This is a genomic window from Candidatus Pelagibacter sp. PS_02 (assembly GCF_059418065.1).
This window is the reverse complement of sequence record NZ_CM182079.1, coordinates 1,219,352-1,244,429: the sequence shown is the minus strand read 5'-3', so window position 1 is coordinate 1,244,429 and position 25,078 is coordinate 1,219,352. Positions and strand designations below refer to the sequence as shown.

General features: G+C 29.2%; 34 protein-coding genes. 22 read left to right on the top strand and 12 right to left on the bottom strand.

Annotation, left to right across the window (positions count from 1 at the left end):
* Positions 1–3: 3 nt before the first annotated feature.
* Positions 4–1,077, bottom strand: coding sequence for a tRNA (adenosine(37)-N6)-threonylcarbamoyltransferase complex transferase subunit TsaD (gene tsaD, locus AC5SL4_RS06590; RefSeq protein ID WP_006997597.1), 1,074 nt, complete (start codon positions 1,075–1,077; stop codon positions 4–6).
* A 59-nt stretch (positions 1,078–1,136) separates the two neighbouring features.
* On the opposite strand from tsaD, the gene hemC reads away from it, so the two are divergent.
* The 6 genes from hemC to AC5SL4_RS06560 are packed head-to-tail and all read left to right on the top strand — an operon-like array spanning position 1,137 to position 6,056.
* Positions 1,137–2,060 (top strand): hydroxymethylbilane synthase, encoded by a 924-nt coding sequence (gene hemC, locus AC5SL4_RS06585; RefSeq protein WP_006997598.1) that lies wholly within the window; start codon positions 1,137–1,139, stop codon positions 2,058–2,060.
* Position 2,061: 1 nt separating this feature from the next.
* Positions 2,062–2,760 carry a uroporphyrinogen-III synthase gene (locus AC5SL4_RS06580; protein ID WP_006997599.1) on the top strand — a complete coding sequence of 233 codons (699 nt, stop codon included), beginning with the start codon at positions 2,062–2,064 and terminating at the stop codon, positions 2,758–2,760.
* Between the two features lie 2 nt (positions 2,761–2,762).
* Entirely contained in the window at positions 2,763–3,848 is a 1,086-nt protein-coding gene (locus AC5SL4_RS06575; protein ID WP_006997600.1) for a mechanosensitive ion channel family protein, read from the top strand.
* Entirely contained in the window at positions 3,845–4,135 is a 291-nt protein-coding gene (locus tag AC5SL4_RS06570; RefSeq protein WP_006997601.1) for a YggT family protein, read from the top strand. Before AC5SL4_RS06575 ends, AC5SL4_RS06570 begins: the two co-directional genes overlap by 4 nt.
* A gap of 8 nt (positions 4,136–4,143) precedes the next feature.
* Positions 4,144–4,989, top strand: coding sequence for a bifunctional 5,10-methylenetetrahydrofolate dehydrogenase/5,10-methenyltetrahydrofolate cyclohydrolase (locus AC5SL4_RS06565; RefSeq protein ID WP_494587301.1), 846 nt, complete (start codon positions 4,144–4,146; stop codon positions 4,987–4,989).
* 14 nt (positions 4,990–5,003) lie between these two features.
* Positions 5,004–6,056: an MBL fold metallo-hydrolase gene (locus tag AC5SL4_RS06560; RefSeq protein ID WP_494587300.1), complete on the top strand. Its 1,053-nt coding sequence runs from the start codon at positions 5,004–5,006 to the stop codon at positions 6,054–6,056.
* A gap of 2 nt (positions 6,057–6,058) precedes the next feature.
* Here the strand turns inward: AC5SL4_RS06560 and AC5SL4_RS06555 are convergent, their stop codons facing one another.
* Both AC5SL4_RS06555 and AC5SL4_RS06550 read right to left on the bottom strand, forming a co-directional pair.
* Positions 6,059–7,150 (bottom strand): PQQ-dependent sugar dehydrogenase, encoded by a 1,092-nt coding sequence (locus tag AC5SL4_RS06555; RefSeq protein WP_494587299.1) that lies wholly within the window; start codon positions 7,148–7,150, stop codon positions 6,059–6,061.
* Positions 7,125–7,835 carry an SDR family NAD(P)-dependent oxidoreductase gene (locus AC5SL4_RS06550; RefSeq protein WP_011281617.1) on the bottom strand — a complete coding sequence of 237 codons (711 nt, stop codon included), beginning with the start codon at positions 7,833–7,835 and terminating at the stop codon, positions 7,125–7,127. Before AC5SL4_RS06550 ends, AC5SL4_RS06555 begins: the two co-directional genes overlap by 26 nt.
* Before the next feature lie 27 nt (positions 7,836–7,862).
* Here AC5SL4_RS06550 and AC5SL4_RS06545 point away from each other — a divergent pair, with 27 nt between their 5' ends.
* Genes AC5SL4_RS06545 through AC5SL4_RS06520 form a run of 6 tightly spaced genes read left to right on the top strand, consistent with a single transcriptional unit; the run spans position 7,863 to position 11,516 of the window.
* A complete protein-coding gene (locus AC5SL4_RS06545; RefSeq protein WP_494587298.1) occupies positions 7,863–9,353 on the top strand; it encodes a cryptochrome/photolyase family protein in 1,491 nt (496 codons plus the stop codon).
* Positions 9,353–9,475 carry a DUF2256 domain-containing protein gene (locus AC5SL4_RS06540; protein WP_018413654.1) on the top strand — a complete coding sequence of 41 codons (123 nt, stop codon included), beginning with the start codon at positions 9,353–9,355 and terminating at the stop codon, positions 9,473–9,475. The genes AC5SL4_RS06545 and AC5SL4_RS06540 overlap by 1 nt, the downstream gene beginning before the upstream one ends.
* Positions 9,472–9,885, top strand: coding sequence for a YqaA family protein (locus AC5SL4_RS06535; protein ID WP_027306869.1), 414 nt, complete (start codon positions 9,472–9,474; stop codon positions 9,883–9,885). Before AC5SL4_RS06540 ends, AC5SL4_RS06535 begins: the two co-directional genes overlap by 4 nt.
* 41 nt (positions 9,886–9,926) lie before the next feature.
* Positions 9,927–10,535 (top strand): MarC family protein, encoded by a 609-nt coding sequence (locus tag AC5SL4_RS06530; RefSeq protein ID WP_018413652.1) that lies wholly within the window; start codon positions 9,927–9,929, stop codon positions 10,533–10,535.
* A 43-nt stretch (positions 10,536–10,578) separates the two neighbouring features.
* Entirely contained in the window at positions 10,579–11,298 is a 720-nt protein-coding gene (locus AC5SL4_RS06525; RefSeq protein ID WP_011281613.1) for a type 1 glutamine amidotransferase, read from the top strand.
* Positions 11,295–11,516, top strand: a complete 222-nt coding sequence (locus tag AC5SL4_RS06520) for a hypothetical protein (RefSeq protein WP_494587297.1) — start codon at positions 11,295–11,297, stop codon at positions 11,514–11,516. The genes AC5SL4_RS06525 and AC5SL4_RS06520 overlap by 4 nt, the downstream gene beginning before the upstream one ends.
* On the opposite strand, the gene AC5SL4_RS06515 is transcribed toward AC5SL4_RS06520, so the two are convergent.
* From AC5SL4_RS06515 to AC5SL4_RS06485, 7 genes are read right to left on the bottom strand one after another with little or no spacing between them, the layout of a single operon-like run.
* Entirely contained in the window at positions 11,513–12,655 is a 1,143-nt protein-coding gene (locus AC5SL4_RS06515) for an FAD-binding domain-containing protein (RefSeq protein WP_494587296.1), read from the bottom strand. The genes AC5SL4_RS06520 and AC5SL4_RS06515 overlap by 4 nt on opposite strands.
* 6 nt (positions 12,656–12,661) lie before the next feature.
* Complete coding sequence (locus AC5SL4_RS06510) at positions 12,662–13,042, bottom strand: phosphate-starvation-inducible PsiE family protein (RefSeq protein WP_011281610.1); 381 nt, start codon at positions 13,040–13,042, stop codon at positions 12,662–12,664.
* On the bottom strand, positions 13,042–13,500 hold the full coding sequence (locus AC5SL4_RS06505) for a membrane protein (RefSeq protein WP_011281609.1): 459 nt from the start codon (positions 13,498–13,500) through the stop codon (positions 13,042–13,044). Before AC5SL4_RS06505 ends, AC5SL4_RS06510 begins: the two co-directional genes overlap by 1 nt.
* A gap of 56 nt (positions 13,501–13,556) precedes the next feature.
* Entirely contained in the window at positions 13,557–14,174 is a 618-nt protein-coding gene (locus AC5SL4_RS06500; protein WP_494587295.1) for a DsbA family oxidoreductase, read from the bottom strand.
* Between the two features lie 4 nt (positions 14,175–14,178).
* Positions 14,179–15,366, bottom strand: a complete 1,188-nt coding sequence (locus AC5SL4_RS06495; protein WP_494587294.1) for an argininosuccinate synthase — start codon at positions 15,364–15,366, stop codon at positions 14,179–14,181.
* A gap of 4 nt (positions 15,367–15,370) precedes the next feature.
* Positions 15,371–15,877, bottom strand: coding sequence for an invasion associated locus B family protein (locus AC5SL4_RS06490; protein ID WP_271564332.1), 507 nt, complete (start codon positions 15,875–15,877; stop codon positions 15,371–15,373).
* The gene (locus AC5SL4_RS06485; RefSeq protein WP_494587293.1) at positions 15,868–16,905 is read right to left on the bottom strand and encodes an aldo/keto reductase; all 1,038 of its coding nucleotides are present in this window, start codon (positions 16,903–16,905) and stop codon (positions 15,868–15,870) included. Before AC5SL4_RS06485 ends, AC5SL4_RS06490 begins: the two co-directional genes overlap by 10 nt.
* 60 nt (positions 16,906–16,965) lie before the next feature.
* Here AC5SL4_RS06485 and AC5SL4_RS06480 point away from each other — a divergent pair, with 60 nt between their 5' ends.
* Positions 16,966–17,727 carry a Bax inhibitor-1/YccA family protein gene (locus AC5SL4_RS06480; RefSeq protein WP_271564556.1) on the top strand — a complete coding sequence of 254 codons (762 nt, stop codon included), beginning with the start codon at positions 16,966–16,968 and terminating at the stop codon, positions 17,725–17,727.
* A 5-nt stretch (positions 17,728–17,732) separates the two neighbouring features.
* Here the strand turns inward: AC5SL4_RS06480 and AC5SL4_RS06475 are convergent, their stop codons facing one another.
* Both AC5SL4_RS06475 and AC5SL4_RS06470 read right to left on the bottom strand, forming a co-directional pair.
* On the bottom strand, positions 17,733–18,077 hold the full coding sequence (locus AC5SL4_RS06475) for a DUF2794 domain-containing protein (RefSeq protein WP_494587292.1): 345 nt from the start codon (positions 18,075–18,077) through the stop codon (positions 17,733–17,735).
* Positions 18,070–18,621 carry a septation protein A gene (locus AC5SL4_RS06470; RefSeq protein WP_494587291.1) on the bottom strand — a complete coding sequence of 184 codons (552 nt, stop codon included), beginning with the start codon at positions 18,619–18,621 and terminating at the stop codon, positions 18,070–18,072. Before AC5SL4_RS06470 ends, AC5SL4_RS06475 begins: the two co-directional genes overlap by 8 nt.
* Before the next feature lie 78 nt (positions 18,622–18,699).
* Between AC5SL4_RS06470 and hspQ the strand changes: the two genes are divergently transcribed.
* From hspQ to AC5SL4_RS06425, 9 genes are all read left to right on the top strand, one after another.
* Entirely contained in the window at positions 18,700–19,020 is a 321-nt protein-coding gene (hspQ, locus tag AC5SL4_RS06465) for a heat shock protein HspQ (RefSeq protein WP_006997624.1), read from the top strand.
* 181 nt (positions 19,021–19,201) lie between these two features.
* Entirely contained in the window at positions 19,202–19,912 is a 711-nt protein-coding gene (ccmC, locus tag AC5SL4_RS06460; protein WP_271767015.1) for a heme ABC transporter permease CcmC, read from the top strand.
* Positions 19,909–20,136 (top strand): heme exporter protein CcmD, encoded by a 228-nt coding sequence (locus AC5SL4_RS06455; RefSeq protein ID WP_011281601.1) that lies wholly within the window; start codon positions 19,909–19,911, stop codon positions 20,134–20,136. The genes ccmC and AC5SL4_RS06455 overlap by 4 nt, the downstream gene beginning before the upstream one ends.
* A 10-nt stretch (positions 20,137–20,146) precedes the next feature.
* Positions 20,147–20,566 (top strand): cytochrome c maturation protein CcmE, encoded by a 420-nt coding sequence (gene ccmE, locus AC5SL4_RS06450; protein ID WP_271481648.1) that lies wholly within the window; start codon positions 20,147–20,149, stop codon positions 20,564–20,566.
* 1 nt (position 20,567) lies between these two features.
* Complete coding sequence (locus tag AC5SL4_RS06445; protein ID WP_494587290.1) at positions 20,568–22,445, top strand: heme lyase CcmF/NrfE family subunit; 1,878 nt, start codon at positions 20,568–20,570, stop codon at positions 22,443–22,445.
* Positions 22,442–22,963, top strand: a complete 522-nt coding sequence (locus tag AC5SL4_RS06440) for a DsbE family thiol:disulfide interchange protein (RefSeq protein WP_494587289.1) — start codon at positions 22,442–22,444, stop codon at positions 22,961–22,963. Before AC5SL4_RS06445 ends, AC5SL4_RS06440 begins: the two co-directional genes overlap by 4 nt.
* Positions 22,960–23,340, top strand: coding sequence for a cytochrome c-type biogenesis protein (locus AC5SL4_RS06435; RefSeq protein ID WP_011281597.1), 381 nt, complete (start codon positions 22,960–22,962; stop codon positions 23,338–23,340). The genes AC5SL4_RS06440 and AC5SL4_RS06435 overlap by 4 nt, the downstream gene beginning before the upstream one ends.
* Positions 23,341–23,850, top strand: a complete 510-nt coding sequence (locus tag AC5SL4_RS06430; RefSeq protein ID WP_494587288.1) for an acyloxyacyl hydrolase — start codon at positions 23,341–23,343, stop codon at positions 23,848–23,850.
* An 8-nt stretch (positions 23,851–23,858) separates the two neighbouring features.
* Positions 23,859–25,010, top strand: coding sequence for an alpha-hydroxy acid oxidase (locus AC5SL4_RS06425; RefSeq protein ID WP_494587287.1), 1,152 nt, complete (start codon positions 23,859–23,861; stop codon positions 25,008–25,010).
* Positions 25,011–25,078: the final 68 nt, after the last annotated feature.

The following is a 25,078-nucleotide window of genomic DNA, read 5'->3' as shown; positions in this document are numbered from 1 at the left end:
TTGTCATAGTCTTACTCCGGCACCCTTTAAAAAAGCAGCATCTGCATCTAGGGGCCACCTAGGTTTTGCAGGACTATCTAATTCACTAAACTGTTTTAACTTAAATTTTTCTAATCCAACCATTGCAATCATTGCCGCATTATCTCCACATAAATTAATAGGTGGAAATATTGCTTCAAATTCTTCTTCTTTGCAAAGATTAGTTAGAACTTCTCTAATTCTCTTGTTTGCAGCAACACCACCTGCAACTACAAATTTATTTTTAATTGTTGTGTTCATTTTTTTAAATTCTTCAAAAGCAATTTTACTTTTCTTATATAGTATTTCTTCAATTGTTTTTTGAAAAGATGCTGCAAGATCATATTTTTCTTGTTCAGTTTTTATTTGTTTTGATATTTTTAAAACAGCAGTCTTTAAACCCGCAAATGATAAATTACACCCTCCTTTATGAAAAATCGGCTTTGGTAGCTCATATTTATTGGGATCACCTTTTTTTGCATACACTTCAATTTGTGGCCCACCTGGAAATTCTATTCCTAATAATTTTGCTGTTTTATCAAAGGCTTCACCTACAGCATCATCAATAGTTGTTCCTAATCTTTTATAATTTCCCAAGCCCTGCACACTTAAAAATTGAGTGTGACCTCCAGAGATTAAAAGTAATAAATAAGGATAATTTAATTCAGAATTTAGTTTTGGGCTTAATGCATGTCCTTCTAAATGATTAACAGCTATAAAAGGTTTATTTAGCGAGGAGGCCATTGCTTTTCCAAAACTTAAACCAACAGACAGACAGACCATAAGACCAGGTCCTGCTGTGGCTGCTATTGCATCCAGTTCTTCCATTTTTACTCCACTTTCATCAAATGCTTTTTTTGTGATTAAATCTATTTTTTCCATATGGGATCTTGCGGCAAGTTCTGGCACAACACCGCCAAACTCTTTATGAACATCCACCTGACTTGAAACAATACTTGATAAAATTGTTGGCATACCTTGCTCATTTTCAGTTATGATAGAGGCCGCTGTTTCATCACAGCTTGATTCAATTCCTAAGATTATGGGTTTTTTATTCATTAAATTAGTTTTTATTAATAATACATTCTCAATATAAGTATGAAGTATAAAGCAATTAAATGAAAAATAGAAAAATTATTATAGGCTCTAGAGGAAGCAAATTAGCACTAATCTATGCTGAAAAGGCTAGAGAAAAAATTCTCAAACATTCAAAAGATTTTGGAATTGAAGAAGTAATCATTAAAGAAATTGTAACTAAGGGTGATCAAGTTCAAGACAAAAGATTATCAGAAGTAGGGGGTAAGGGACTTTTCTCAAAAACTATAGAGGTTGAATTATTAGAAAAAAAAATAGATATAGCGGTACATGCATTAAAAGATATGCCTTCTGAAGAAACTAGAGGATTGTTAACAGATTGTTTTTTAGAAAGAAATGATCCTAGAGAAATTTTAATTAGCAAAGACAATAAACATCTAAAAGATTTAGCATCAAATTCAATTATTGGAACATCCTCATATAGAAGAGAATTTCAGATTAAAAAAATAAGAGATGATCTTAATTGTAAATTAATTAGAGGAAACGTTGATACAAGGATAAGAAAACTTAAGGAAAATTTATATGATGCAATTATCTTATCTTATGCTGGAATCGATTCTTTAGGATTAAATCAAAATATCTCTCAAACTTTTTCTACTTCAGAAATTATACCTTGTGCTGGACAAGGAGTTATTGCCTTGCAGTGTAGAGATAACGATGAAAGTTTAATTGAATTATTAAAACAAGTTGATCATCAATCAACACATAGCTCAATAAAAGCTGAAAGAAATGTTTTAAAGGTTTTAGAAGGAGATTGTGAAACAGCAGTAGGAGCATTTGCAAATATTGAGGGGAATAAAATTAATCTTGAAGTAGAGCTTTTTTCACTAGACGGCAGTAAAAGATTTTATTTAAAATCATCTGAAAGTGTAGATAAAGCAGAAGAATTGGGAATAGAGATGGGAAAAACTCTTAAAAAGATGTCTAATAATTCTTACAAAAAATAATATGCATATTTTATTTACAAGACCTCTAGAAGATTGTCATGAAATGATATTAAAATTTCAATCATTGGGTCATGAAATATCTCATTTACCTTTAATTAATATTGAAGGTTTAAAATACGAAGCACCAAACTATTCGGAGTTTAAAGCAATTATTTTTACCAGTGCTAATGCTGTTAAATTTTTGGATATTAAGAACATTGATAAAAAATTAAAATGCTTTTGTGTTGGAAGTGCTACTGAAAAAAAAGCCAGAAGTGTTGGTTTTCAAAATGTTTTTGCAGCTGAAGGAAATGTTAGTAATCTTAAGGAATTAATCTTGCAAAATTTTAAACCTTCTGATGGAAAGCTAATTTATATAAGTGGAGAAATAATCTCTAGTGATTTAGACAAAGAGCTTATTTCGAGTGGGTATACGATAGAACGATTAATTAATTACAGAGCTAACCCAATTGAAAAATACGATGAAAGCTTTATCGAAAAACTAAAATTAAAAATGCCTGAAATTACTTACATTTATTCGCAAAATAGTGCGATTAATTTTTTAAAAGTAATTAAAAATTATCAGCTAGAAACCTTATGGATGAATACTAATTTAATGTGCATTGGAGAAAAAACCTCTTCAATTCTTAATGAAATAAAGTGGAAAAAAATTTTTCTTTTTAACCCTGGAGAAGAGGAATTTTTGCTATATAAAATTTAGCTATGGACATTTTTAACAATTTTAGTGACTTATTTTTTTCAGTTTGGTCAAAGGGAATTCACGGTATTGATATTTTTCAAATATTAATTGGAATTGGGATTTTTTTTATTTTTTTAATTTTTAGAGGAATTATCAGTAAAGTAATTATTAAAAGATTAGAAAGTATCTCTAAAAGAACAACCAATAAACTAGATGACACTTTCGTCCATGCAATGGTTGGGCCAGCAAGATTTCTTCCCATTGTTCTAGGTTTTTTTATTGCAAGTTATTACATGTCTTTTGGAGAAGATGGTAAAGTAGCTATTGATACAATTAATAGAACTTTAATAACTATTTTTATTTTTTGGGTGATACATCAAATTGTTGAACCCATCTCTTATATTTTAAGTGGTTTAGATAAAATGTTAACTAGAGAGTTAATTGGCTGGATTATTAAATCATTAAAAATTTTGATTTTCATTCTAGGCTTAGCGGCTGTTCTTGAACTTTGGGGAATAAAAATTGGACCAATTATTGCTGGACTGGGTTTATTTGGTGTTGCAGTTGCTTTAGGTGCACAAGACTTATTTAAAAATTTAATATCAGGAATTTTAGTTTTAGTTGAAAAAAGATTTAAGATCGGCGATTGGATTTTAGTTGAAGGAACAATTGAAGGTATTGTTGAAAAAATTGGATTTAGATCAACAGTGATTAGAAAATTTGATAAATCTTTAGCAATAATTCCAAACTTTCAATTTGCTGAAAACTCAGTAGTTAATATTAGTGAAACAACCAATTGGAGAATAAGATGGTCCATTACTCTTCAATATGATACCACTGTTGCACAGTTAAAAAAAGTAAGAGAAGAAATAGAAAACTATATTAATAAAAGCGAGGACTTTAGCCAAAGTGTTGGTGTTGCGGTAAGAATTGAAAAGTTTTCTGATAGCTCAATAGATTTATTAGTTAGATGTTTTACGGCCAGCAACAGTTGGAGCGACTCTCTTTTAGTTAAAGAAAGATTAGCGATTGCAATTAAAGAAATAGTAGAAGGAAACAAAGCTTCATTTGCATTCCCAAGTCAGTCAATTTATATCGAGAAAAAATGATAGCAATTTTTTATTTGGTTCTTCAAATATTAAAGCTCTATTCTTATGTGGTAATTGCAAATGTAGTTATCAGCTGGCTTGTCGCATTTAATGTTTTAAATACTCAAAATAGATTTGTTTATTCTATTTTAGAGGTGACTTATCGATTAACAAATCCTGCACTTAATAAAATAAGAAGTTTTTTACCTAATTTAGGATCAATAGATATTTCACCAGTTATATTACTTTTATTGATTTGGTTTATAGAAATGTGTATGAAGTTGTACATCGCGCCAATGATTTTTTAGGGGAACATATGATTTTAATAGATGGAAAAAAAATAGCAGCTGAACTTAGAGAAGAATTAAGACAAGAGGTCGTAGAGCTAAAAGCTAAACACAATAAAATTCCTGGGCTTACAGTTATTTTAATTGGAGAAATGGCCCCTAGTCAAATTTATGTTCGTATGAAAGAGAAAGCTGCGAATGAGGTAGGGTTAAAATCTGAAGTAATTAGATACCCTGAAGCTGTGGAGGAAAAAACAGTATTAGATAAAATTGAAGAATTAAATAAAGATGAAAGTATTTCAGGAATTTTAGTTCAACTACCTTTACCAAAACATATCGATAAGCAAAAAGTTATTGAAACTATTTTACCAGGAAAAGATGTTGATGGGTTTCACCCAATGAATGTTGGAAATCTTTCTTCAGGCTATGAAAGCTCAGTTCCTTGTACTCCTTTAGGATGTTATTTAATGATTAAAAAAATTGAACCAAATTTGAGTGGAAAAAAAGCTGTTATGATTGGTAGATCAAATTTAAACGGTAAACCAATGGCGCAGTTACTTTTAAAAGAAAATTGCACAGTAACAATTACTCATTCAAAGACTAAAGATTTAAAAGCAGAATGCTTGGAGGCAGATATTATAGTTGCTGCTGTTGGCATTCCAGAGCTTGTGAAAGCGGACTGGGTTAAAAAAGATGCAATTGTAATAGATGTTGGGATTAATAAAACTGAAAAAGGTATTGTCGGTGACGTTGCATTCGAAGAAGTTTCAAAAGTTGCAAGAGCTTTAACACCTGTTCCAGGTGGAGTAGGGCCAATGACTATTGCCTGCTTGTTAAAAAATACTATTGAGTGTTTTAAAAGATCTCAAAAATAAAAATATCAATATAGGTGGCAAAATTTATAATTTTTATATTTATAATTATTGCATATAACTCATCACTAATTGCTATGGAAAAAAAACCTTATCATCATTTACCAGATGGAACTTTTAGAAATCCAGAAGGATCACCTGTTAGAACTAGTCAAGCGAAGTTTTCTTACACACAATTCATTAAATTGAAAAAGAAAATAGACATGACGGTCCCTAAAGAACACGTTGTTGATAAAGAAAAAGTTTTATCTGATTTAGAAAAGTATAAAAATGAAGATTATATTGCTTGGATTGGTCATGCTACTTACTTAATTAAACTTGGAGATACAACAATTATAACTGATCCAGTGTTTTCAAAAAATGCGGGACCTTTAATTTTTGGCCCAGACAGATTTACTGAGCCTGCCTTAAATTTAAATGAAATTCCAAAGACTGATTTATTGTTATTAACACATAATCACTATGATCATCAAGATATGGGAACCATTAGAAAATATCCGTTCAAGAATACAAAAGTTTTGGCACCACTAAATCTTGGAAAATACTTTACAAAAAATAAATTTAAAGATGTAAATGAAATGGATTGGTATGAGGAAATTCAAGTTAATGATGATCTGAAAGTAACATTACTCCCAGCTGTCCATTGGTCGAAGAGAAGCCTTACAGATATGAACAAAACACTCTGGGGCAATTTCTTAATTGAATATAGGGGTAAAAAAATCTTATTTGCTTGCGATACTGGCTATGGAAATATTTACAAAGAATTAGGTGAAAAATATGGTCCAATTGATTTAACAATGATTAATATTGGAGCTTATGACTTTAAGCCTATGTTTGATAAATCGATTTATCACACAACACCAGAAGAAGCTTTAAATGTAGCAAAAGATTTAAGAAGTAAAAAGGTTATGGGAACACACTGGGGAACTTTTGTTTTATCGCTGGAACCTATTATGGAACCACCAGTAAGATTTAAAGCTAGTGCTGAGGAGTATGGTTTTAAAAAAGGTGATGCTGTAATCTTTAAAATTGGAGAGATAAATTCATTAAAAAATATATTATCTAATTAAGATTATTTTTTTTCCATTAACCATAAAGCATTTTCACTTAAGAAAAATATTTTACCATTAGATGGATGAACTTGAATATCTCTTATTCTTCCAACATTATCTTTAAATATAACATCTTCTTTCACATTAGTTGGATCATTAAATATTAGTTTTCTTAAAGATCTATCTTTTAAAGAAGTAATTAGCGCATGCCCATTCCACTCTTTAAACTCATTTCCTTTGTAAATTGTAATAGCACTTGTAGCTATGGAAGGTACCCAATATTGAATTGCTTTAGTAAAACCTAGCTTCCATTTTGGGCCAATAGGAATTCCAGAATAATTTTTTCCACCCCAGCCTAAAATTTTCCATCCATAATTTTCTCCTTTTTTAGCTTCTCCAAACCAATCACCACCTCTTGCTCCATGATTACTTAAATATATTTTTCCATCATAATCAGAGAGTGTTAAACCTTGTGGATTACGAACACCTATTTGATAAATTTCAGGCAACCAATCTGGTTTACCAGTAAACTTTGGGTTATCTTTAGGAATACGACCATCAGTATGAATTCTAATAATACTACCAGGATGTTTTGTGGGATCTTGGGCAATCATACCTTGGCCTCTTTCACCAGCTGATGCATAAATATAATTATCTTTAATCGCTAATCTTGAACCAAAATGATAACCAGAATCTATAGGAGGGTTTGCTTGAAAAATATTTTTAAAATTTAATTCTTGTTTGTTTAATTGTGCTTTTGCAATTGACGTGCTTGTTTTTAAATTTCCCCTATCTTCTGAATAAGAAATCCACAGAGCATTATCTTGATGAATAATATCTAATAACCCACCTTGGCCGACTTCTAAAAAATTAAGATTATGTTTAATCTCTGTAACTTCTTTTGAAATAATATTAACAATTTTAATTTTTCCACTTTTTTCAGTAATAATGATTTCATCATTGTTAATAAAGGATGATCCCCAAGGTTCATCTAACTCTATAATTTTAGTGAATGTATAATTATTGGAATAGCTTTTTGAAGCAAAGAAAAGAAAAAAAATTACTAATAAAAAATATTTTTTCACTTTAAGAAAGTTTTGATCTACCACCATCAACAGCTATTATCTGTCCAGTAATCCAAGAACTCTCTTCAGTAATTAAAAATTTTGCAAGCGCCGCAGAATCTTTTCCTTCACCCAATCTTTTAAGAGGATGAGCTTTAGCAATTCCTTCTGCAATTGCAGGATTTTTTAACATTGGTTCTGCAATTTTAGATTTTGATAAACTGGGTGCAATACAATTTACTCTAATATGTGGAGCAAACTCAGCAGCCAGTGTAACAGTTAGTCCCTCAACTGCAGCCTTAGCAGAAGCAATAATTGTATGATTAGTAAAACCTCTTTGAGCAGCAACAGTTGAAAATAAAACAACTGAGCCTTTGTTCTTTTTTAAACTTTCTTGAAATCCTTTTATCGCTTCAATAGCTGAATAAAGGTTTAGTTTCATACATTTATTCATGTCTGCTTCTGTAACCATCCTTAATGGTTTTAAATCAATAGATCCCACACAGTAAGCGATACCCTTAATTTCACTAATGTCTGATTTTACTTTTTCTATAAATCCTTCTTCTAAAACGTCAGCAACCGTATAAGTGCAGCCTAATTTTTCTGCAATAGTTTTAACTTCATTTTCATTTCTTGCTATTAGATGAATATCATTTCCTGAATTTTTCAATTGTTCAGCTAAGCTGGAACCCACAGAACCTGTCGCACCAAAAATAAGATATTTTTCTGACATATAATTTTTATTTAGTTATATTTAACTATGAAATTGTTTTTTATACTTGGCAATCAATTATTTCCATTAAAATACGTAGACCGCTTCAAAAAGGACCACTCTTTTTACATGGCAGAAGACTATGAACTATGTACTTATGAAAAGCATCATAAACAAAAGATCCTGCTATTTCTCTCTTCTATGAGGTCTTATGCAGATATGCTTAAGGTGAACAAATACAAACTTGAATATTCTAAAATTGAGGACAAAGGTTTTAAAGATACTTATTTTAAAAAATTAAAAATTATCATTAATCAAAAAAAAATTACTGAAATTTCAAGTTTCGAGGTTGAGGATAAATTTTTTGAAAAGAAAATTTATCAATTTTTAAAAAAAGAAAAAATAAACTGGAATATTATTAAAACTCCAATGTTTTTAAACTCAAGAGATGAGTTTAAAAATTATTTAGTAAAATCAAAAAAACCTTTTATGGCAACATTTTACAAAGAAGTTCGTAAAAAATCTGGAATATTAATGGGAGCAGATGGAAATCCTATTGGGGGTAAATGGAGTTTTGATGAAGATAACAGAAATAAATTACCAAAAGATATATCAATACCAAAATTTCCAAAAATTAACGAAACTAATCATACTAAAAAATTAAAACCAATTATTGAAAAATTATTTAAAGATCATCCTGGTAGCACAAATGATTTTTGGTTAGCAACAGAATACAATGATGTGGTCAAACTTTTAGATTTTTTTATTAAAGAAAAATCAAATTTATTTGGCGATTATGAAGATGCTGTTAATCAAAAAGACAATATTTTATTTCATAGCGCATTAAGCCCGTACATTAATTTAGGATTGATAACCCCTGAAATTATCATTCAAAAAATTTTAGAATTTCATAAAAAACACAAAATTAGAATGAACTCACTTGAAGGTTATATTCGTCAAATAATAGGCTGGAGAGAGTTCATGCGTGGAATTTATCAAGGTTACTCTGATGAAATGGAAACAAAAAATTTTTTCAACCATGAAAGAAAAATGAAAAAGTCTTGGTATGAAGGCACAACAGGTTTGCCTCCACTGGATCATGCAATTAAAAATGCCGTTAATCATGGCTGGTCTCATCATATAGAAAGGTTAATGATTTTATCAAATATAATGAACCTTTGTGAAGTGAAACCAACAATTGTTTATAAGTGGTTTATGGAAATGTTTGTAGATTCTTCTGATTGGGTGATGGTCCCTAATGTTTATGGAATGGGCTTATTTAGTGATGGAGGTATTTTTGCAACGAAACCATACATTTGTGGATCAAGTTATTTTATGAAAATGATGGATTTTAAAAAAGGGGAATGGTGTAATACGATGGATGGTCTTTATTGGAGGTTTATAAATAAAAATAGAAAATTTTTTTTAAAGAACCCTAGATTGTCTATGATGGTTTATGTTTTTGATAAAATGAAAGATGAAAGAAAGAAAATGATTTTATCTGAAGCTGATAAATTTATTAAACAAAATACTATTTAATGAAAAAAGAAAATTTACCTTCAAAAGTTTGTCCTGTTTGTAAAAGACCTTTTGTTTGGCGTAAGAAGTGGAAGCTTAATTGGGATAAGGTAAAGTATTGCTCCAAAAAGTGCTCTAAGTGATTTACTTATCTTTATTTGCTATATCTTTTTTAGCAGCAACCATTTTACCATTTTCATCTGAGCTGACATTGGCAGGATTAATTGCAACATCAAATTTTGATAATTTATTATTGTTAATTGTTGCTAGCTTTGGGAATATTTTGGGATCAGTTGTTAACTGGGTCTTGGGATTCTATTCAAGAAATCTTACTACAAAAAAGTGGTTTCCGTTTAAAGACAAACAAATAGAAAACTCTTCAAAATGGTTTAGTAAATTTGGTAAATGGTCATTATTATTTGCTTGGGTTCCAATAATAGGTGATCCACTGACTTTAGTTGCAGGTTTATTAAGAGTTAGATTTTTAGATTTTATTATTTTAGTGGCAATTGGAAAAGTAAGTAGGTACGTCTTAATTTACTATTTGTTTTAATATTTGCTGAATTTATCCAGGTAACTATGCTAGAAAAGTGAATGCTTGAAATATTTATTCAAACTTTCTTTTTATATTTTATTGTTATTGATCCACTAGGAAATACACCATTATTCTTAGCAGTAACTCAAAATATGAGTAGCCAACAAAGAGTTAAAACTGCATTGAGTGCAACAATAATTGCATCAATCATATTGCTATTCTTTGCATTTCTTGGAAGCACTTTATTAAGTTATTTGAATATATCTTTTCCAGCATTTACAATTGGTGGAGGCATCATTTTATTAATAATTTCGATGGAAATGTTGTTTGATAAAAGACAACAACGAAAAGAAGATGACATTGATTTCAATTCTGAAAATGTAAGTGTGTTTCCTTTAGCAACACCGATTATAGCAGGACCGGCTGCAATCACATCTGTTATTGTTTCTGTTTCAGATATGGGAAGTAATTTTACAAACCAATCTGTCGGAATGATTGCTTTGGCTTCAGTTTTGCTTTTAACTTTTATATTTTTTTTTACTGCTTCAAAATTTTCTCAGATAATAAATAAAAAAGTTATTAGTGTAATTTCAAGAGTAATAGCAATTATTCTAGTTGGATTAAGTGTTCAGTATATTTTAGACGGAATAAAAACCTTTTTAGCTTAAAGTATTGTTCAGTAGACTATTTTAAAATGCTATAAATATAGTAATGAACATAATTGTCTTACAGCATATAAAGATTGAAGACCCAGGCTATATCAAAGATTTAATGTTAGCTGATGGTTTTAACTTAACCACTATAGAGCTAGATGAAGGTGAAAAAATCCCAAGTGATCTAAGAAAATTTGATGGAATGTTTTGTATGGGTGGTCCAATGGATACTTTTATGGAACAAGAATATCCATGGCTAATTGAAGAAAAAAAAGCAATTAAAGAATTTGTTGTTAATTTAAAAAAACCTTATTTAGGTTTTTGTCTTGGGTGTCAGTTATTAGGTGAGGTAATAGGTGGTAAGGTAGTTAAATCAAATCCAGCAGAAATTGGAATAATGGATATAAATTTTACTAAAGAAAAAAAGGAGGATATTTTATTTTCAAAATTTCCAGATCAAATTAAAAGTTTGCAGTGGCATTCATATGAAGTGCAAGGAATAGATAATAATAAGGATGTAACTTTACTAGCATCATCTCCTATTACTAAATATCAAATTTTCAAATACCAAAATCACGCATATGCAATTCAATTTCATATAGAAATTAAAGACACAACAGTTAATGAGTGGGGGTGTGTGCCTGAATATAAAAAAGCTCTTGAAAGTCAATTAGGTGAGGGAGCTTTAGATAAATTTGATCAAGCTGCAAAAAATAATATGCCTGATATGAATAATTATTCTAAGATACTTTATGAGAATTTTAAAAGGCTATTATGAATAATAAATTTTTTGAATGGGCAGGGGTTATTACGGCAATCCTTTATTCTATGTTTGTAGCCTTAAACATTGGAATAGAGTTTTTAGGATTTTGTTTGTTACTGTTGTCTGCCATTTTAATGGGTATCTGGGCATATAGAGGAGGTCACAAGGGAATACTTGTGTTGCAATTTTTTTATGCAACAGCAGGTATAATTGGAATGATACGTTGGTTTTAATTAAAATTAGCAATAATTTTTGGAATATAATTTTTAAAATTAAAAAAACCCTTATTACAATATTGCCAAGAAAACTGATCCAACTTTCTATATAAAAATTTTATATTTTTTAATTGATTATTTTGAATAAAATTTAAATTTTCACCAACGGTTGGATAAAGCGCATAAACTTCTTCGGTAATATTTTTTAAATCATTAATATTAATAGTTTCACAATTTATTGATTTTTCTTTCAATCTTATTTTTTGATCCTCTAAAAGATTTGCTTTAAATTTCAACACCTTTTCACTTAATTTGATAGTTCTATCTGTATTATTTGAGACTAACAAAATTTTTTTAAACTTATGTTCTTTAAAATCAGAAAATTCAAATGTCATATTATTTTCAAATATTAATAAAGTTTTATCTTCCAAAATCTCAGAATTTTTAAAGCCTTTGTTAATAACAGAATATATCTTATCATTGGATATAGGTTTGGCATTTTCACTTAGTTTTATGTTTTTAAATCTATTATTTGTAAATTTATTTATATTCCATTCACTTGCGAGGTAATGCTTGCCTTGAGTTTGAATGCCAGCAACCCATCTCCAACCAAGGGTATTTGATGCAGCATCCCCATCAAATAGATGTTGCATAAAAAACTCAGCCCCCAACTGCCATGGTAATTCTAGTGTAAAAATCCAAATGCTAGCAAACCACATTCTTGTGTGGTTATGAAGATAATTGCTTTCTTTAAGTTCAATTACCCATTGATTAAAACAATCTACATTTGTTTTTCCTTCAGTTGCTCCCAAATAACTTTGATTGTTTTTAAATTCTTTTTTAATTTTATCTAATTCTATTAAGTAATCTGACCAAACATCAGGTCTTAATTCTAGCCAACCTTTCCAATAAACACGCCAAAGAACTTCCTGAATAAATTTTTCATTTTTTGCAAATGAAAACTTTTTAAGAGATTTATTAATTACTTCTAATTCATTAATTATTCCGTGAGTTATATAGGGGGATAAACAAGAAACATTAGATCTATTACTAGGCCCAAAATCAAAATTTCTTAGTTTTGAATAATCTGAAAGATTTTGTTCAACAAAAGTATTTAATTTATCAACGGCTTTAGCCCTTGAAGCTTCAAAAATCATTTTAAACTATTTAGATTTTCTTTTCTTTAGACCCAATTTATCACTGTGTCTTAATCTTAAAATAACTATTGCAGATGCAATTAGAACTATAGCTATAGCTTCATAGACTAATGCTGATGGATCCATTTCTTTTCCTTGTAATATAATAAATCGTGCGAGAGCAGTGATGGCAATTAAAAGAGGTAAAGTTATACTGATTGATTGTTGATTCCAAAAAACACGAACCATTGCTAAGACCTCTAAATAAAGAAACATTAAAAGTAAATCTGCTAGCATTACAGATTGATTTAGAAACATATTATTAATTTCCATACCAACAGCAATTACAGTGCTCACTAAAATAATGCACATTAGTGCAAGCTGTAAAATTTTTGCTATTTTATCCATTACTTATCTTTACTAAATGGTAGCCATTTTTCAAACACTGATTTTACTGGTCCATCATATGGAATTGAATAAGAGCTAGGGTTTGGACTTGTTAAAATTTCTATTCCCTTAGAAAATACAAAGATGAATACAATTACAAAAACAATAACCATAATCTTAAATGGATCAAAGTTTTTAGTTTTGAATACACTGCTAGATTGCGCCTCTGCTTTATGAAAATGTTTGAATGTCATATAAACTGCAAATATCAATCCAATATGAGCAACGTATAAACCAGCCCAACCAAATGCAAAAGTTGTATAAGAAAATATGTATAAACTAAAAACAGTTGTCCAAACGAAACTCAGAACTAATAAAATTTGTAATCTAACAGATCTTGGTAAAGATCTTAGATCATTTTTGCTATCATCAAATAAAATGTTAGCAGCATCTTTCATCCAATTTTTTAGTGCTTCCATATGGCTAGAATAGATATTTATATGTTAAAGGCAAAGGATAAAGTGTCCTTTAATTTTTAGCTTAAATTGGACTTTATTACACTTTTTAAATTTGCAGAGCTTTGGGCGCCTGAAATAAAATCTGTTCCTATTTCAAAGAAGGGTACTCCATTAATTTCTTTCTCTCTTGCGACTGAAATATATGAATTAATTTCTTCAATATTTTTTAAATTAAAAAAATTATTGATTGTATCTCCATTAATATTAAATTCTTTGCCAATATTAATTAAGATTTCTTTATCTCCAATATCAAGACCTTCAATAAAGTATGATTGATATATTTTTTCTTTAATTTCGTTTTGCACATTAGATTGTTCGGCTAATTTTATTAATAAGTGAGAAAATACTGTATTGGGTGTTTTCTTTATCTTATCTAGATTAAAATTAAGATTTTCTTTATTCGCCTCTTCTGTCATTCGATCATACATTGGTTGAGCAAACTCTTTTCCACCAAACTTTATTTCTAAGTACTTGTTTCTTTCAATTCCTTCTTTAGGCATGTCAGTATTTAGTTGAAATGGAACATGCTCTATCTCAAACTTAGTTTCAGGAAAATTTTTTAATGCTTTATTTAATCTTGTTTGACCAATAAAACACCACCCACAAATTGTGTCAGCAAATACTTTTATTTTCATTAATTTATGAACGAAGCTTTTGTTTATGAAAGTTAATAAATCTTTCTACATTTGATTTATTAAAGGTTTTATTTTCTTCAAAAGAAACTTTTTTCATTGAGTAAGCATTACTTTTTGTCTGTCTAGACATTATGGTGATATTACCTTTGTATAATTTAAGCTTAACAGACCCATTAACTTTATTCTTTTTAAGATCGACAATTTTTTGAAGTTTAAATCTTGCTTTTGAGTACCAGTAACCATTGTAAATAAGTTCAGCATATTTAGGCATAATTTCATCTTTTTTATGCATAGTTTCTTTGTCCAAAGTAACAGACTCAATTGCTCTGTGCGCTGACATTAAAAGTGTTCCACCAGGTGTTTCATAAACACCCCTAGATTTAATTCCAATAAATCTGTTTTCAACTAGATCAACTCTACCTATTCCATTTTTACCAGCAACATCGTTAAGTTTTTCTAATAAATTTCCAGGTGATAATTTTTTACCATTAACATTTATGGGGTCTCCATTTTTAAAGCCTATAGTTACAAATGAAGCTTTGTTAGGTGATTTTTCAGGTGACACTGTTCTTTGAAAAAGAAACTCAGGAGCTGAATTTTTTGGGTTTTCTAAAACCTTACCTTCAGTTGATGTGTGGTATAAATTATCATCAATAGAGAAAGGAGGAGCACCTTTTTTATCTGTTGGAATTGGAATATTATTTTTTTTTGCGTATTTAATTAAATCTGTTCTAGAGTTTAATTTCCATATTCTCCATGGTGCAATAATTTTTACTTTTGGACCAAAGTAATGATATCCTAATTCAAATCTCACTTGATCATTTCCTTTGCCAGTTGAACCATGAGAAACTGCATAAGCTCCAAATTTTTTAGCGGCAGCAATTTGACGTTTTGCAATTAAAGGTCTTGCAATTGAAGTACCCAATAAATAAACACCTTCATAAATTGCATGCCCTCTAATCATTGGAAAGACATAGTCTTTTACAAATGTATCTTTTAAATCTTCAATAATGATATTTTTAACACCTAGTCTTTTAGCATTTTTTATAATTTTTTTTCTATCAATTTCTTGCCCAACATCTGCAGTATAACAAATAACTTCTGCATCATAATTTTCTTGAAGCCATTTTAAAATAATAGAAGTGTCTAGTCCGCCAGAATATGCGAGTACAATTTTCTTTTTAGATTTCATTTAATTAACTGCAGCTAGTTTTTGCAGCATTATAGGCTTTAGTAAATCCTAACAATGAATAATGGTCTATAGTTTGAGAGCCTTTTTGATTGTGACCAGTGATCATAATTCTTGATCCTCTCTTCATGGTCTTAATCATTTTATTTTCAAGTTTGTTATCAGCAATCCAAGCAAATCCCTCTTGAGCAATATCAAATTTGTATTTAGATTTACCTGAAGTAGCTATAATAGAATTTTTGTTGTTAAATTCATAGCCACCAGTAATGCTTATTTCATTACTCACTTTTTCACTTGGTCTAAATGAAACAAACATCCTTGCTTCTCTAGGGTTAGATTTTGGAGCTTGTAATACCGGAACTGATTGAGCAAAACAAACTTTACCTGCTTGTTCAGTGATAACCATTGTTTCCCAGTCTTTAAATTTACCAATTTTTTTCACTTCTTGTGAATTTGCACTAAGAGAAAACACACTTACAATAATTAGGATTATGAAATTTTTAATTATGGACATGGATTAGGGTAAATTGTTTGTACTTCATTTATTTCTTTAATTACTTCATCAGTTAAATCTATATTTACACTTTCCACGTTGGTTTTCAACTGCTCCATTGTAGTTGCCCCAATAATAACACTTGTCATAAAAGACTGTATTTCACAAAACTTTAAAGACATTTGAGTTAAATTAAGGTTATGTTTTTTAGCTATTTCAAAGTATGCATCTACTGCTTTACCAGTATTAGGTTTTGCGTACCGAGTCCAAAAACTACCATCACGTTCAATTCTTGAATTTTTTGGCATTTGATTATTTCTATATTTTCCAGATAAATATCCACTTGCTAAAGGAGAGTAGGCCAATAAACCAATTTCATCTCTTACCGAAATTTCAGCAAGACCAACTTCATAAGTTCTGTTTAATAAGTTATAAGGATTTTGAATTGACATCATTCTTGGAAGACCTTTTTCTTTTGATAACTCTAAAAACTTAGAGACACCCCAAGGTGTTTCGTTAGATAAACCCACTTCTCTAATTTTACCAGCATCAACAAATTTTTGTAAGTTGCCTAAAACATCTTCAAATTTATTCCATTCTCCATTATCTTTATGTTCATAACCCAATCTTCCAAACATATTGGTATTTCTTTCTGGCCAGTGTAGTTGATAGAGGTCGATATAATCTGTTTGTAGTCTTTTTAGACTATCATTTACAGCTTGAGTCATTTTCTCTATTCCATAATTATTTCCACCACCTCTTAAATAGGCTCTCATAGGTCCAGCAACTTTAGTTGCTAAAATAACTTTGTCTCTTTTATTGGATTTTTTAAACCAATTACCAATTATGATTTCTGTATGACCGTAAGTTTCTTCTCTTGGAGGAACAGCATAAAGCTCTGCAGTATCCCAAAAATTTACACCTTGATCTAAGGCATAATCCATCTGTTCGAAACCCTCATTTTCAGAGTTTTGCTCACCCCAAGTCATTGTACCGAGACAAATAGTGCTTACTTTTAAATCTGTATTTCCTAATTTTTTATAATTCACAATAATTTAACCTTATTAAGACATCTTGAAATAATAGTAAAAGGCTATTATATATGTGTCATGGAATTCAATAAGCAAAACATATTAAATAAAGTAAAAGAAGCTCAGCAATCAACTGTAGTAATGGATGAGGGCTTAAGAGCCTACATGCTAAAAGTCTATAACTACATGGCTTCTGGTATTTTGTTAACAGGACTTATATCTTTAATATTTTTCAAACTATCTGTAGTAACAGATGCCAATGGATCAATTACAGCATTAACAAGCTTAGGAAATACTATATTTCTTTCAGGCTTTAAATGGATTGTGATGCTTGCTCCACTTGGAGTAGTTTTTTACATGAGTGCTAGAATTAATAAAATGACAGCTTCGGCTGCTCAAACTACTTTTTGGGTTTTTGCCTCTTTAATGGGGTTATCATTATCTTCAATATTCCTAGTTTATACTGGAGCCAGTATCACTAGAGTATTCTTTATTACCTCTATTACTTTTGGTGCAATGAGTTTGTATGGTTACACAACTAAAAGAGATCTTACAAAATTAGGATCATTTTTAATGATGGGCTTAATTGGAATTATTGTTGCATCAGTTGTTAACATGTTCTTAAAATCTTCAATGATGGATTTTGTAATCTCAATTCTAGGTGTTTTAATTTTTGTAGGTCTTACTGCTTATGACACTCAAAAAATTAAAAACATGTATGTATCAAGCGATACGGGTGAGTTGATGGGTAAAAAAGCTGTAATGGGTGCTTTAACTCTTTACCTAGACTTTATAAATTTATTTATAATGTTGTTAAGATTATTTGGTCAAAGACGATAGTCTTTTTATTTCTTAAGGTTTTTCCAATTAGTATTTTTAAGTAAAATTTTTAGATCAAAGGAATTTTTTAAAACTTTCCCATTAGAGTCTGTAATTAAATACTTTAGATTTTTACTACTAGGTTTAAAGTTTTTACAAATTTTATATAAAGCATTCTCTGCTGCATTTTTAAAGACACTAAAGCTAACCTGTCTGTTAGAAATGTTTAGACCATAGTCTTTCCATGATCCTTCAGAGACCATTTTTGCATATAGATCTAAAATGATTTTAAGTTCATTTTTTTCAAAAAATTGTCTTTCTCCTATTTGTTTGTGAGGATTATTTACGACTAGCTTTAAGTTTCTATTCATCAAGCTTGTATTTATTAATCAATGATATTTGAAATGCTGTAAAGACAAGGGTTATTGGTAACATTCCCCATACCTTAAAATTAACCCAAAACTCTTCTGTTTGCGTTCTCCAGACACATTCATTAAGGATTGCAAGAAAGAAGAAAAAGTACATCCATCTTTTGTTTAATAATTCCCAACCCATATCAGTTAGAGCAATTGATTTACCCATAATTTTTTTAAGGACAGGTTCTTTTGTAAAATATTTTCCAAAATATAAAGCAAGGGCAAATAAAATATTAATGATCGTTGGCTTTACATAGATAAAAACTGGATCATTAAAATAAATTGTTAGACCCCCAAAAAATGTAATTAAGATACCACTTATTAATGGCATCATAGGTATTTTTTTTTCAAAAAACCAAACAACTGCTAGTGCAATTAATGTTGCAACTATGAGTGGAGGAATCGCAACTGCTAGGTTCTTATCATTATTATAATAATAATAAAAAAAAACGGCTAAAGGCCCAAAGTCTGTTGCAAATTTAAGAAAAGATTTATTCACTTGACAGATATTAACATAATAAAAAAAATATAAATGTTTTTTATTGATTTTTATTTTTAAACCCCCATATTAATAACAATGGCAATTCAAAAAGCAAAATTTTCAATAGGAGACATTGTAAAACATAAACACTTTGAGTTCAGAGGTGTAATTTATGATGTTGATTTCGAATTTAATAATTCTGAAGAATGGTATCAATCTATTCCAAAGAATGTTCGTCCTAGAAAAGATCAGCCTTTTTATCATTTGTTAGCCGAAAATGATGAAATTACATATGAAGCATATGTTTCAGAACAAAATCTATTAATGGACGATTCAGAAGATCCAATTAAACACCCTTTAATTGAAGAGATTTTTTCTGGTAAAAGAGGCTCTAGCTACTTTAAGCCCTCTAATTAATTCTTTTTTCAAACACAATTAATTCAAATCTTCGACATATATAGTTGTTATCTTTAATTATGTTCTGATCAAGAGTGTTAAATAACGTTTTTATCATTATTGACTCCCTCTGCATTCTTGATCAGGATGACCTTCCATAAAAAAAATTAAATTATCTTTTTTTAATATATATAATTTAAAAATGTTTAAATATTTTGAACCTAATAAAATTTTTGCAATAACCTCTAAAGCACCAAAGTACGTTCTTTTTTTATTTATTATTGTCTTAACAATTGGTTTAACAGAAGCGCTTATACTTTCACCTGAAGATTATAAACAAAGTGATGCAGTAAGAATTATGTATGTTCATGTGCCAGCTGCATGGATATCACTTGGAATATTTACAAGTTTAGCTTTTTTGTCTGTTGGAAGTTTTGTTTTTAAAAATAAAAATTTTGCATTAATTGCTAAAAGTTTAGCACCTTCTGGACTCATCTTTAATATTATAGCATTAGTTACAGGATCAATTTGGGGAAAACCAACTTGGGGTACTTGGTGGGCTTGGGATGCAAGAATAACTTCTATGTTAATTTTAGCCTTGTTTTATGGAATGTATTTATTGGCTTGGAGAATTTATGAGGACAAAGAACAAGTAATAAAGGTTACATCTTTGATTGCAATTTTAGGAGTGGTAAATGTTCCCATCATTAAATTTTCCGTAGACTGGTGGAACACGTTACATCAACCAGCTTCAATTAATATTTTATCAACCAACACAGCAATTCACCCAACAATGTTAGTCCCATTGGGCATTATGACTGCGGCATTTGCCCTTTTTTCATTACTCATTTTTTTGATGAAATATAATACAGAGCTGATAAAAGTTAAAAATAAAGGATTAGATAGATTATGATAAATGAAATAATTTCAATGAATGGATATGGAGCTTACGTTTGGTCAGCTTTTTCATTTACATTGATTAGTTTTACAGCCCTGTACTTTGTAACTAAATTACAACTTTCAAAAGAGCAAAAAAGATTTGCTTCTAAATTTGGTTCTCTAAATGTTGAGAAAGCTAGAGCTGCAAGATCACAAAATATTAATAGAGAAATATTATCCAATACATCAAATATTTAACTAATAAACCATGTATGGTAAAAAGGTTAAATTACGATTTATATTCTTAGCTTTAATCTTAGCCTCGGTAATTTTAACAGTTTTTTTAGTTTTACAATCATTAAAAGAAAACGTTGTATATTTTCAGTCTCCATCTGAAATAAAATCTTTAATAGAATTAAATAAAAAAAAAATAAGAGTGGGTGGGATGGTTAAAGAACAATCGATTTTTATAGATTCTGATAAAGTTAATTTTGTTATTACTGACTTTCAAAACGAAATTAATGTTGTCTATACAGGGGCAGTCCCCAATTTATTTGCTGAAGGAAAAGGAGTAGTTGCTGAAGGCTTTTTAAAAGATAAGAATTATTTTACAGCTACTAAAATTTTAGCAAAACATGATGAAAATTATATGCCCCCAGAAGTTAAAGAAGCCTTAGGAGATAAATAAATTGCTAGCTAATCAGATAGGTTATTATTCTTTAATTTTAGGGTTGTTACTTTCGGTATTGCTTTGTGGAGTTTCAATTAAAGACTTTAATAAAACTAATAAGCAGATTAACCAAAATATATTATCTCTATCATTTCTACAGTTAGTTTTTGTAATTGTGAGTTTTTTGAGTTTGATTATATCTTTTATAAACTCAGACTTTAGTAATGAGACAGTTTTTAATAATTCTCACACAACCAAACCATTATTCTATAAAATCTCAGGAACTTGGGGAAACCATGAAGGAAGTTTGTTATTATGGTTATTAGTATTAACTTTGTTTATTTTTTTGTTTTTAATTAAATCAAGAGAGCAGCCTCAAAAATATAGAATCTTAACTTTATTATTTCAGCAAATAATAATTATTGGGTTTTTCTTATTTGTATTAATGACATCTAATCCTTTTAATTATCTATTTCCAATTCCCAATGAAGGTCTTGGTCTTAACCCAATTTTACAAGATCCAGCTTTAGCAATTCATCCCCCAATTTTATATTTAGGTTATGTTGGTACTTCTATAATATTTTCATCATCTCTTGCTGCAGTTACACAAAATTATGTCACCAAAGAATGGGGGCAGCATATTAAAAAATGGGTTTTAGTTTCTTGGATTTTTCTAACTATTGGAATTATGCTTGGATCAATTTGGGCATATTACGAACTAGGATGGGGAGGTTTTTGGTTTTGGGACCCAGTTGAAAATGTTTCTTTAATGCCATGGCTAACACTAACTGCATTGTTGCATTGCATTGTAGTGTTAGAAAGAAGAGCATCACTAACATCTTGGGTGGTTATACTGTCTATTACAACATTTACCCTAAGTATGTGTGGAACTTTTTTAGTAAGATCCGGAATATTAAATTCTGTACATACATTTGCTAATGATCCTGCAAGAGGTATTTTTATATTAATATTTTTATTTGCACTAATTGTCTTATCGTTAGGAATATTTTTTATATTTCACAAAGAAAATAGTAAAAGTTCAAATAATTTTTTTTGGCTTAGCAGAGAAACCTCTATCTTAATAAACAATTGGTTTATGATGTATTTTTTAGCTGTTGTTTTAATAGGTACGGTATATCCAATATTTCTAGATGTAATATCTAGTGAAAAAATATCAGTAGGGCCTCCTTTTTATCAAAAATTAATTGTTCCTTTTTTAATACCATTTCTATTGTTCATGTCTCTTGGACCAAGACTTAAATGGATTAAATCAAAAATTGAAAATAAGAAATCACTTATTATCACATTTATAATTTCGGTAATGTTAACCTTTTTTATTATAAAAAATTTAACTACTGACTTACTTTTTTATACGGTTTTAATTTCAGCTGCTTTTTTTCTTTTCTTTACAACTTTAAAAGAATTATTTATTAAAAAATTTAATAATATTTCTCAAACTGTTTCACACTTTGGTTTTAGTTTATTAATATTAAGCATTCTATTTAATAGTATTTTATCCTCAGAAATTATAACCAACATAAAAATTGGTGAAAGATATGATTATAATAAAGGCGAAATTTTTTTTAAAAAGATAGAGGAAAGAAAAGAAAGTAATTTTAACTCCATCATTGCCTCTTTTGAAATAAAAGACAAAAATGGCAAAACTATTGAATTAAAACCCGAGATTAGAATTTATAATCAGCCTGTAATTATTACTAGTGAGGCAGATATAAGAACAACACTATTAGAGGACAAGTTTTTAGTAATGAATCTTGTAAAAGGTAATGAATATTTTAATATTAGATATCAAGTAAAACCATTTATGGTTTGGATATGGATATCAGTTTTGTTGTTAAGTCTTGGTGGATTAATGAGTTTATTTAAAAGAGAGATATGAAAAATAAGTTTAGCTTATTTGTTATAGTTATTTTTTTAAGCTTTTGTTTTGTTATTTTTTATAAAGGATTAAATACTCCAAATAACTACACACCCAAGGTTAATGAAAAAAAAAATATCCCAACCTTTAAAGCAAAAGACTTTTATTCAAATAATTATGTAAATTCAGATAACATTTTTGAAGAGAACACCTTTTATATTGTAAATATTTGGGCTTCCTGGTGTGTACCTTGTAGAACAGAACACCCCTTATTAATGCAACTAAGTAAAAACCAATCAATTAAACTAATTGGATTAAATTATAGAGACAATTTTAATAATGCAAAAAAATTTATTAATGACCTTGGCAATCCATATTCAAGAATTTTAATTGATAAAGATGGAACTCTAGGAGTTGAATTTGGAGCTTATGGAGTTCCAGAAACTTTTTTAATAGATAAAAATAAAGATATAATCAAAAAATTTGTTGGTCCAATCAATCAAGAAATTGTTAGTGAAATTAAATTAATTATTAAATGAAAGTATTAAAAATATTTATAATCCTATTTGTAGTTGCAAACTTTTCAGAGTTAAAATCAGCTGAAACAAATGATATTTTAAAGAATAAAATTTTAAAGAATGTTCGTTGTTTAATTTGTCAAGGTCAGTCAGTATACGATTCTGAATCAGAGTTTGCTTCTAGCATCAAATTAATTGTTGATAGAAAAATTAATGAAGGATTAAAAGAAAAACAAATATATCAATTTTTAAGAGAAAAATATGGTGACTGGGTAATTTTTGACCCCCAATTAAACAAAAACACATATGTTTTATGGTTATTACCATTATTGTTATTTTTGTTTGGCGGTGCAATAATATATAAAAAAATAATATTAAATAAAAATAACAAAATTTAAATGAAACATTACAAGTTGATATCAAGATTTATTTTTATCATTTTCTTCAGCCTATTATCTTCAGTTGTTTATGCTGAAGAAAATAGTTCTAAATTTAATGTTTATTCTGGAATGTTTGATTTCAGTGATACTGGTAAAAAATCAACATTAATTGGATTTCAACATCAAAATGAGGATTTAAATAGAGATACTTTTTTAGGTAATATTTCTCCCATAACAGGTGCATTAGTGACTGCAGACTCTGCTGCATATATTTATACAGGTGTTCAGGCACAATATAAGCTAGGTAAAATTAATTTTACACCAAGCTTTGCACCAGGATTATACAGTAAGGGTGATGGTAAAGATCTTGGTCATATTCTAGAATTTAAAAGTGAATTACAAATTTCAGTAGACTTTGTTAGTAATAGTCAACTTGGTTTTTCTTATAATCATCTTTCTAATGCAAGCTTAGGAACAAAAAATCCTGGTGTAAATAGTTATATGTTTAACTTTTTTAAAACATTTTAACTTAATCAATGAACCTAAAAGACTGCTATAATTTTAATGACTTTAGAAAATTAGCAAAAAAACGATTACCTTCTCCAATTTTTCACTACATTGATGGCGGTGCAGATGATGAAAAAACCTTAAAAAGAAATACAGATTCTTTTGATGATTGTGATTTAATTCCAAATATTCTAGCTAGTGTTGGTAAACCAGATCTTTCAACGACTGTTTTTGGAAAAAAAATTGATATGCCAATTTTTCTTTCACCAACTGCAATGCAAAGACTTTACCATCATGAAGGTGACAAAGCCTCAGCAAGAGCTGCTGAAAAATTTGGAACCTTTTATAGTATGTCTACAATGGCTAATAATACCATTGAAGAGGTTGCTGATATTTCAAATGGACCAAAGTTATTTCAATTATATGTTCATAAAGATCAATCAATTACTGACGATCTAATAGACAGATGCAAAGTGTCTGGTTTTAATGGCATGTGTTTGACAGTTGATACATTAGTTGCTGGAAACAGAGAAAGAGATCACAGAACTGGTTTTACTACTCCTCCAAAATTGACACTTCAAAGCTTAATGAGTTTTGCCATGCGACCTGAATGGGTATTTAATTATTTTACTCATAAAAAATTTGAATTATCTAATGTTAAAAATAAAACAGATAAAGGAACCAATATTTCAAAATCAGTCATCGAATATATTAATGAACAATATGATCCGGCCATGAATTGGAAGGATGCTGAATACTGTGTAAAAAGATGGAACGGTCCATTTGCCCTTAAAGGTGTGATGTCAGTTGAAGATGCAAAAAGAGCAATAGATATTGGTTGTACAGCAATAATGATTTCAAATCATGGGGGTAGACAATTAGACGGTTCAAGATCACCCTTTGACCAAGTTAATGTAATTAGAGAGGCTGTTGGTGATAAATTAGAGATTATTTTAGATGGTGGTGTAAGACGTGGAACCCATGTTTTAAAAGCTTTAGCAGCTGGTGCAACGGCATGCAGTTTTGGAAAAATGTTTTTATTTGCTTTAAGTGCTGGAGGTCAACCAGGTGTGGAACGTCTATTGCAAAACATGCATGATGAAATTAATAGAAATATGGTACTAATGGGTTGTAAGACTTTAAAAGGATTAGATATGTCAAAATTAATTTATAGAAAATAGTTTTTACTTATCAAAATTATATATAAAAAAAATAAATTAAATTATATAATATTGATATTAGAATTAAA

Bases quoted from the DNA above. Each gene is read 5' to 3' on its own strand.
- AC5SL4_RS06475 (WP_494587292.1), bottom strand. From the start codon at position 18,077: ATGAATAGAAACTTAAAGCTAGTCGTAAATAATCCTCACAAACAAATA.
- AC5SL4_RS06565 (WP_494587301.1), top strand. From the start codon at position 4,144: ATGATTTTAATAGATGGAAAAAAAATAGCAGCTGAACTTAGAGAAGAA.
- ccmC (WP_271767015.1), top strand. From the start codon at position 19,202: ATGTTTAAATATTTTGAACCTAATAAAATTTTTGCAATAACCTCTAAA.
- AC5SL4_RS06425 (WP_494587287.1), top strand. From the start codon at position 23,859: ATGAACCTAAAAGACTGCTATAATTTTAATGACTTTAGAAAATTAGCA.
- AC5SL4_RS06575 (WP_006997600.1), top strand. From the start codon at position 2,763: ATGGACATTTTTAACAATTTTAGTGACTTATTTTTTTCAGTTTGGTCA.
- AC5SL4_RS06510 (WP_011281610.1), bottom strand. From the start codon at position 13,042: ATGGATAAAATAGCAAAAATTTTACAGCTTGCACTAATGTGCATTATT.
- AC5SL4_RS06520 (WP_494587297.1), top strand. From the start codon at position 11,295: ATGAATAATAAATTTTTTGAATGGGCAGGGGTTATTACGGCAATCCTT.
- AC5SL4_RS06540 (WP_018413654.1), top strand. From the start codon at position 9,353: ATGAAAAAAGAAAATTTACCTTCAAAAGTTTGTCCTGTTTGTAAAAGA.
- AC5SL4_RS06455 (WP_011281601.1), top strand. From the start codon at position 19,909: ATGATAAATGAAATAATTTCAATGAATGGATATGGAGCTTACGTTTGG.
- AC5SL4_RS06430 (WP_494587288.1), top strand. From the start codon at position 23,341: ATGAAACATTACAAGTTGATATCAAGATTTATTTTTATCATTTTCTTC.
- hspQ (WP_006997624.1), top strand. From the start codon at position 18,700: ATGGCAATTCAAAAAGCAAAATTTTCAATAGGAGACATTGTAAAACAT.
- AC5SL4_RS06435 (WP_011281597.1), top strand. From the start codon at position 22,960: ATGAAAGTATTAAAAATATTTATAATCCTATTTGTAGTTGCAAACTTT.
- tsaD (WP_006997597.1), bottom strand. From the start codon at position 1,077: ATGAATAAAAAACCCATAATCTTAGGAATTGAATCAAGCTGTGATGAA.
- AC5SL4_RS06500 (WP_494587295.1), bottom strand. From the start codon at position 14,174: ATGAAAATAAAAGTATTTGCTGACACAATTTGTGGGTGGTGTTTTATT.
- ccmE (WP_271481648.1), top strand. From the start codon at position 20,147: ATGTATGGTAAAAAGGTTAAATTACGATTTATATTCTTAGCTTTAATC.
- AC5SL4_RS06495 (WP_494587294.1), bottom strand. From the start codon at position 15,366: ATGAAATCTAAAAAGAAAATTGTACTCGCATATTCTGGCGGACTAGAC.
- AC5SL4_RS06550 (WP_011281617.1), bottom strand. From the start codon at position 7,835: ATGTCAGAAAAATATCTTATTTTTGGTGCGACAGGTTCTGTGGGTTCC.
- AC5SL4_RS06505 (WP_011281609.1), bottom strand. From the start codon at position 13,500: ATGGAAGCACTAAAAAATTGGATGAAAGATGCTGCTAACATTTTATTT.
- AC5SL4_RS06525 (WP_011281613.1), top strand. From the start codon at position 10,579: ATGAACATAATTGTCTTACAGCATATAAAGATTGAAGACCCAGGCTAT.
- AC5SL4_RS06530 (WP_018413652.1), top strand. From the start codon at position 9,927: ATGCTTGAAATATTTATTCAAACTTTCTTTTTATATTTTATTGTTATT.
- AC5SL4_RS06440 (WP_494587289.1), top strand. From the start codon at position 22,442: ATGAAAAATAAGTTTAGCTTATTTGTTATAGTTATTTTTTTAAGCTTT.
- hemC (WP_006997598.1), top strand. From the start codon at position 1,137: ATGAAAAATAGAAAAATTATTATAGGCTCTAGAGGAAGCAAATTAGCA.
- AC5SL4_RS06490 (WP_271564332.1), bottom strand. From the start codon at position 15,877: ATGTCCATAATTAAAAATTTCATAATCCTAATTATTGTAAGTGTGTTT.
- AC5SL4_RS06545 (WP_494587298.1), top strand. From the start codon at position 7,863: ATGAAATTGTTTTTTATACTTGGCAATCAATTATTTCCATTAAAATAC.
- AC5SL4_RS06555 (WP_494587299.1), bottom strand. From the start codon at position 7,150: ATGGTGGTAGATCAAAACTTTCTTAAAGTGAAAAAATATTTTTTATTA.
- AC5SL4_RS06570 (WP_006997601.1), top strand. From the start codon at position 3,845: ATGATAGCAATTTTTTATTTGGTTCTTCAAATATTAAAGCTCTATTCT.
- AC5SL4_RS06515 (WP_494587296.1), bottom strand. From the start codon at position 12,655: ATGATTTTTGAAGCTTCAAGGGCTAAAGCCGTTGATAAATTAAATACT.
- AC5SL4_RS06580 (WP_006997599.1), top strand. From the start codon at position 2,062: ATGCATATTTTATTTACAAGACCTCTAGAAGATTGTCATGAAATGATA.
- AC5SL4_RS06480 (WP_271564556.1), top strand. From the start codon at position 16,966: ATGGAATTCAATAAGCAAAACATATTAAATAAAGTAAAAGAAGCTCAG.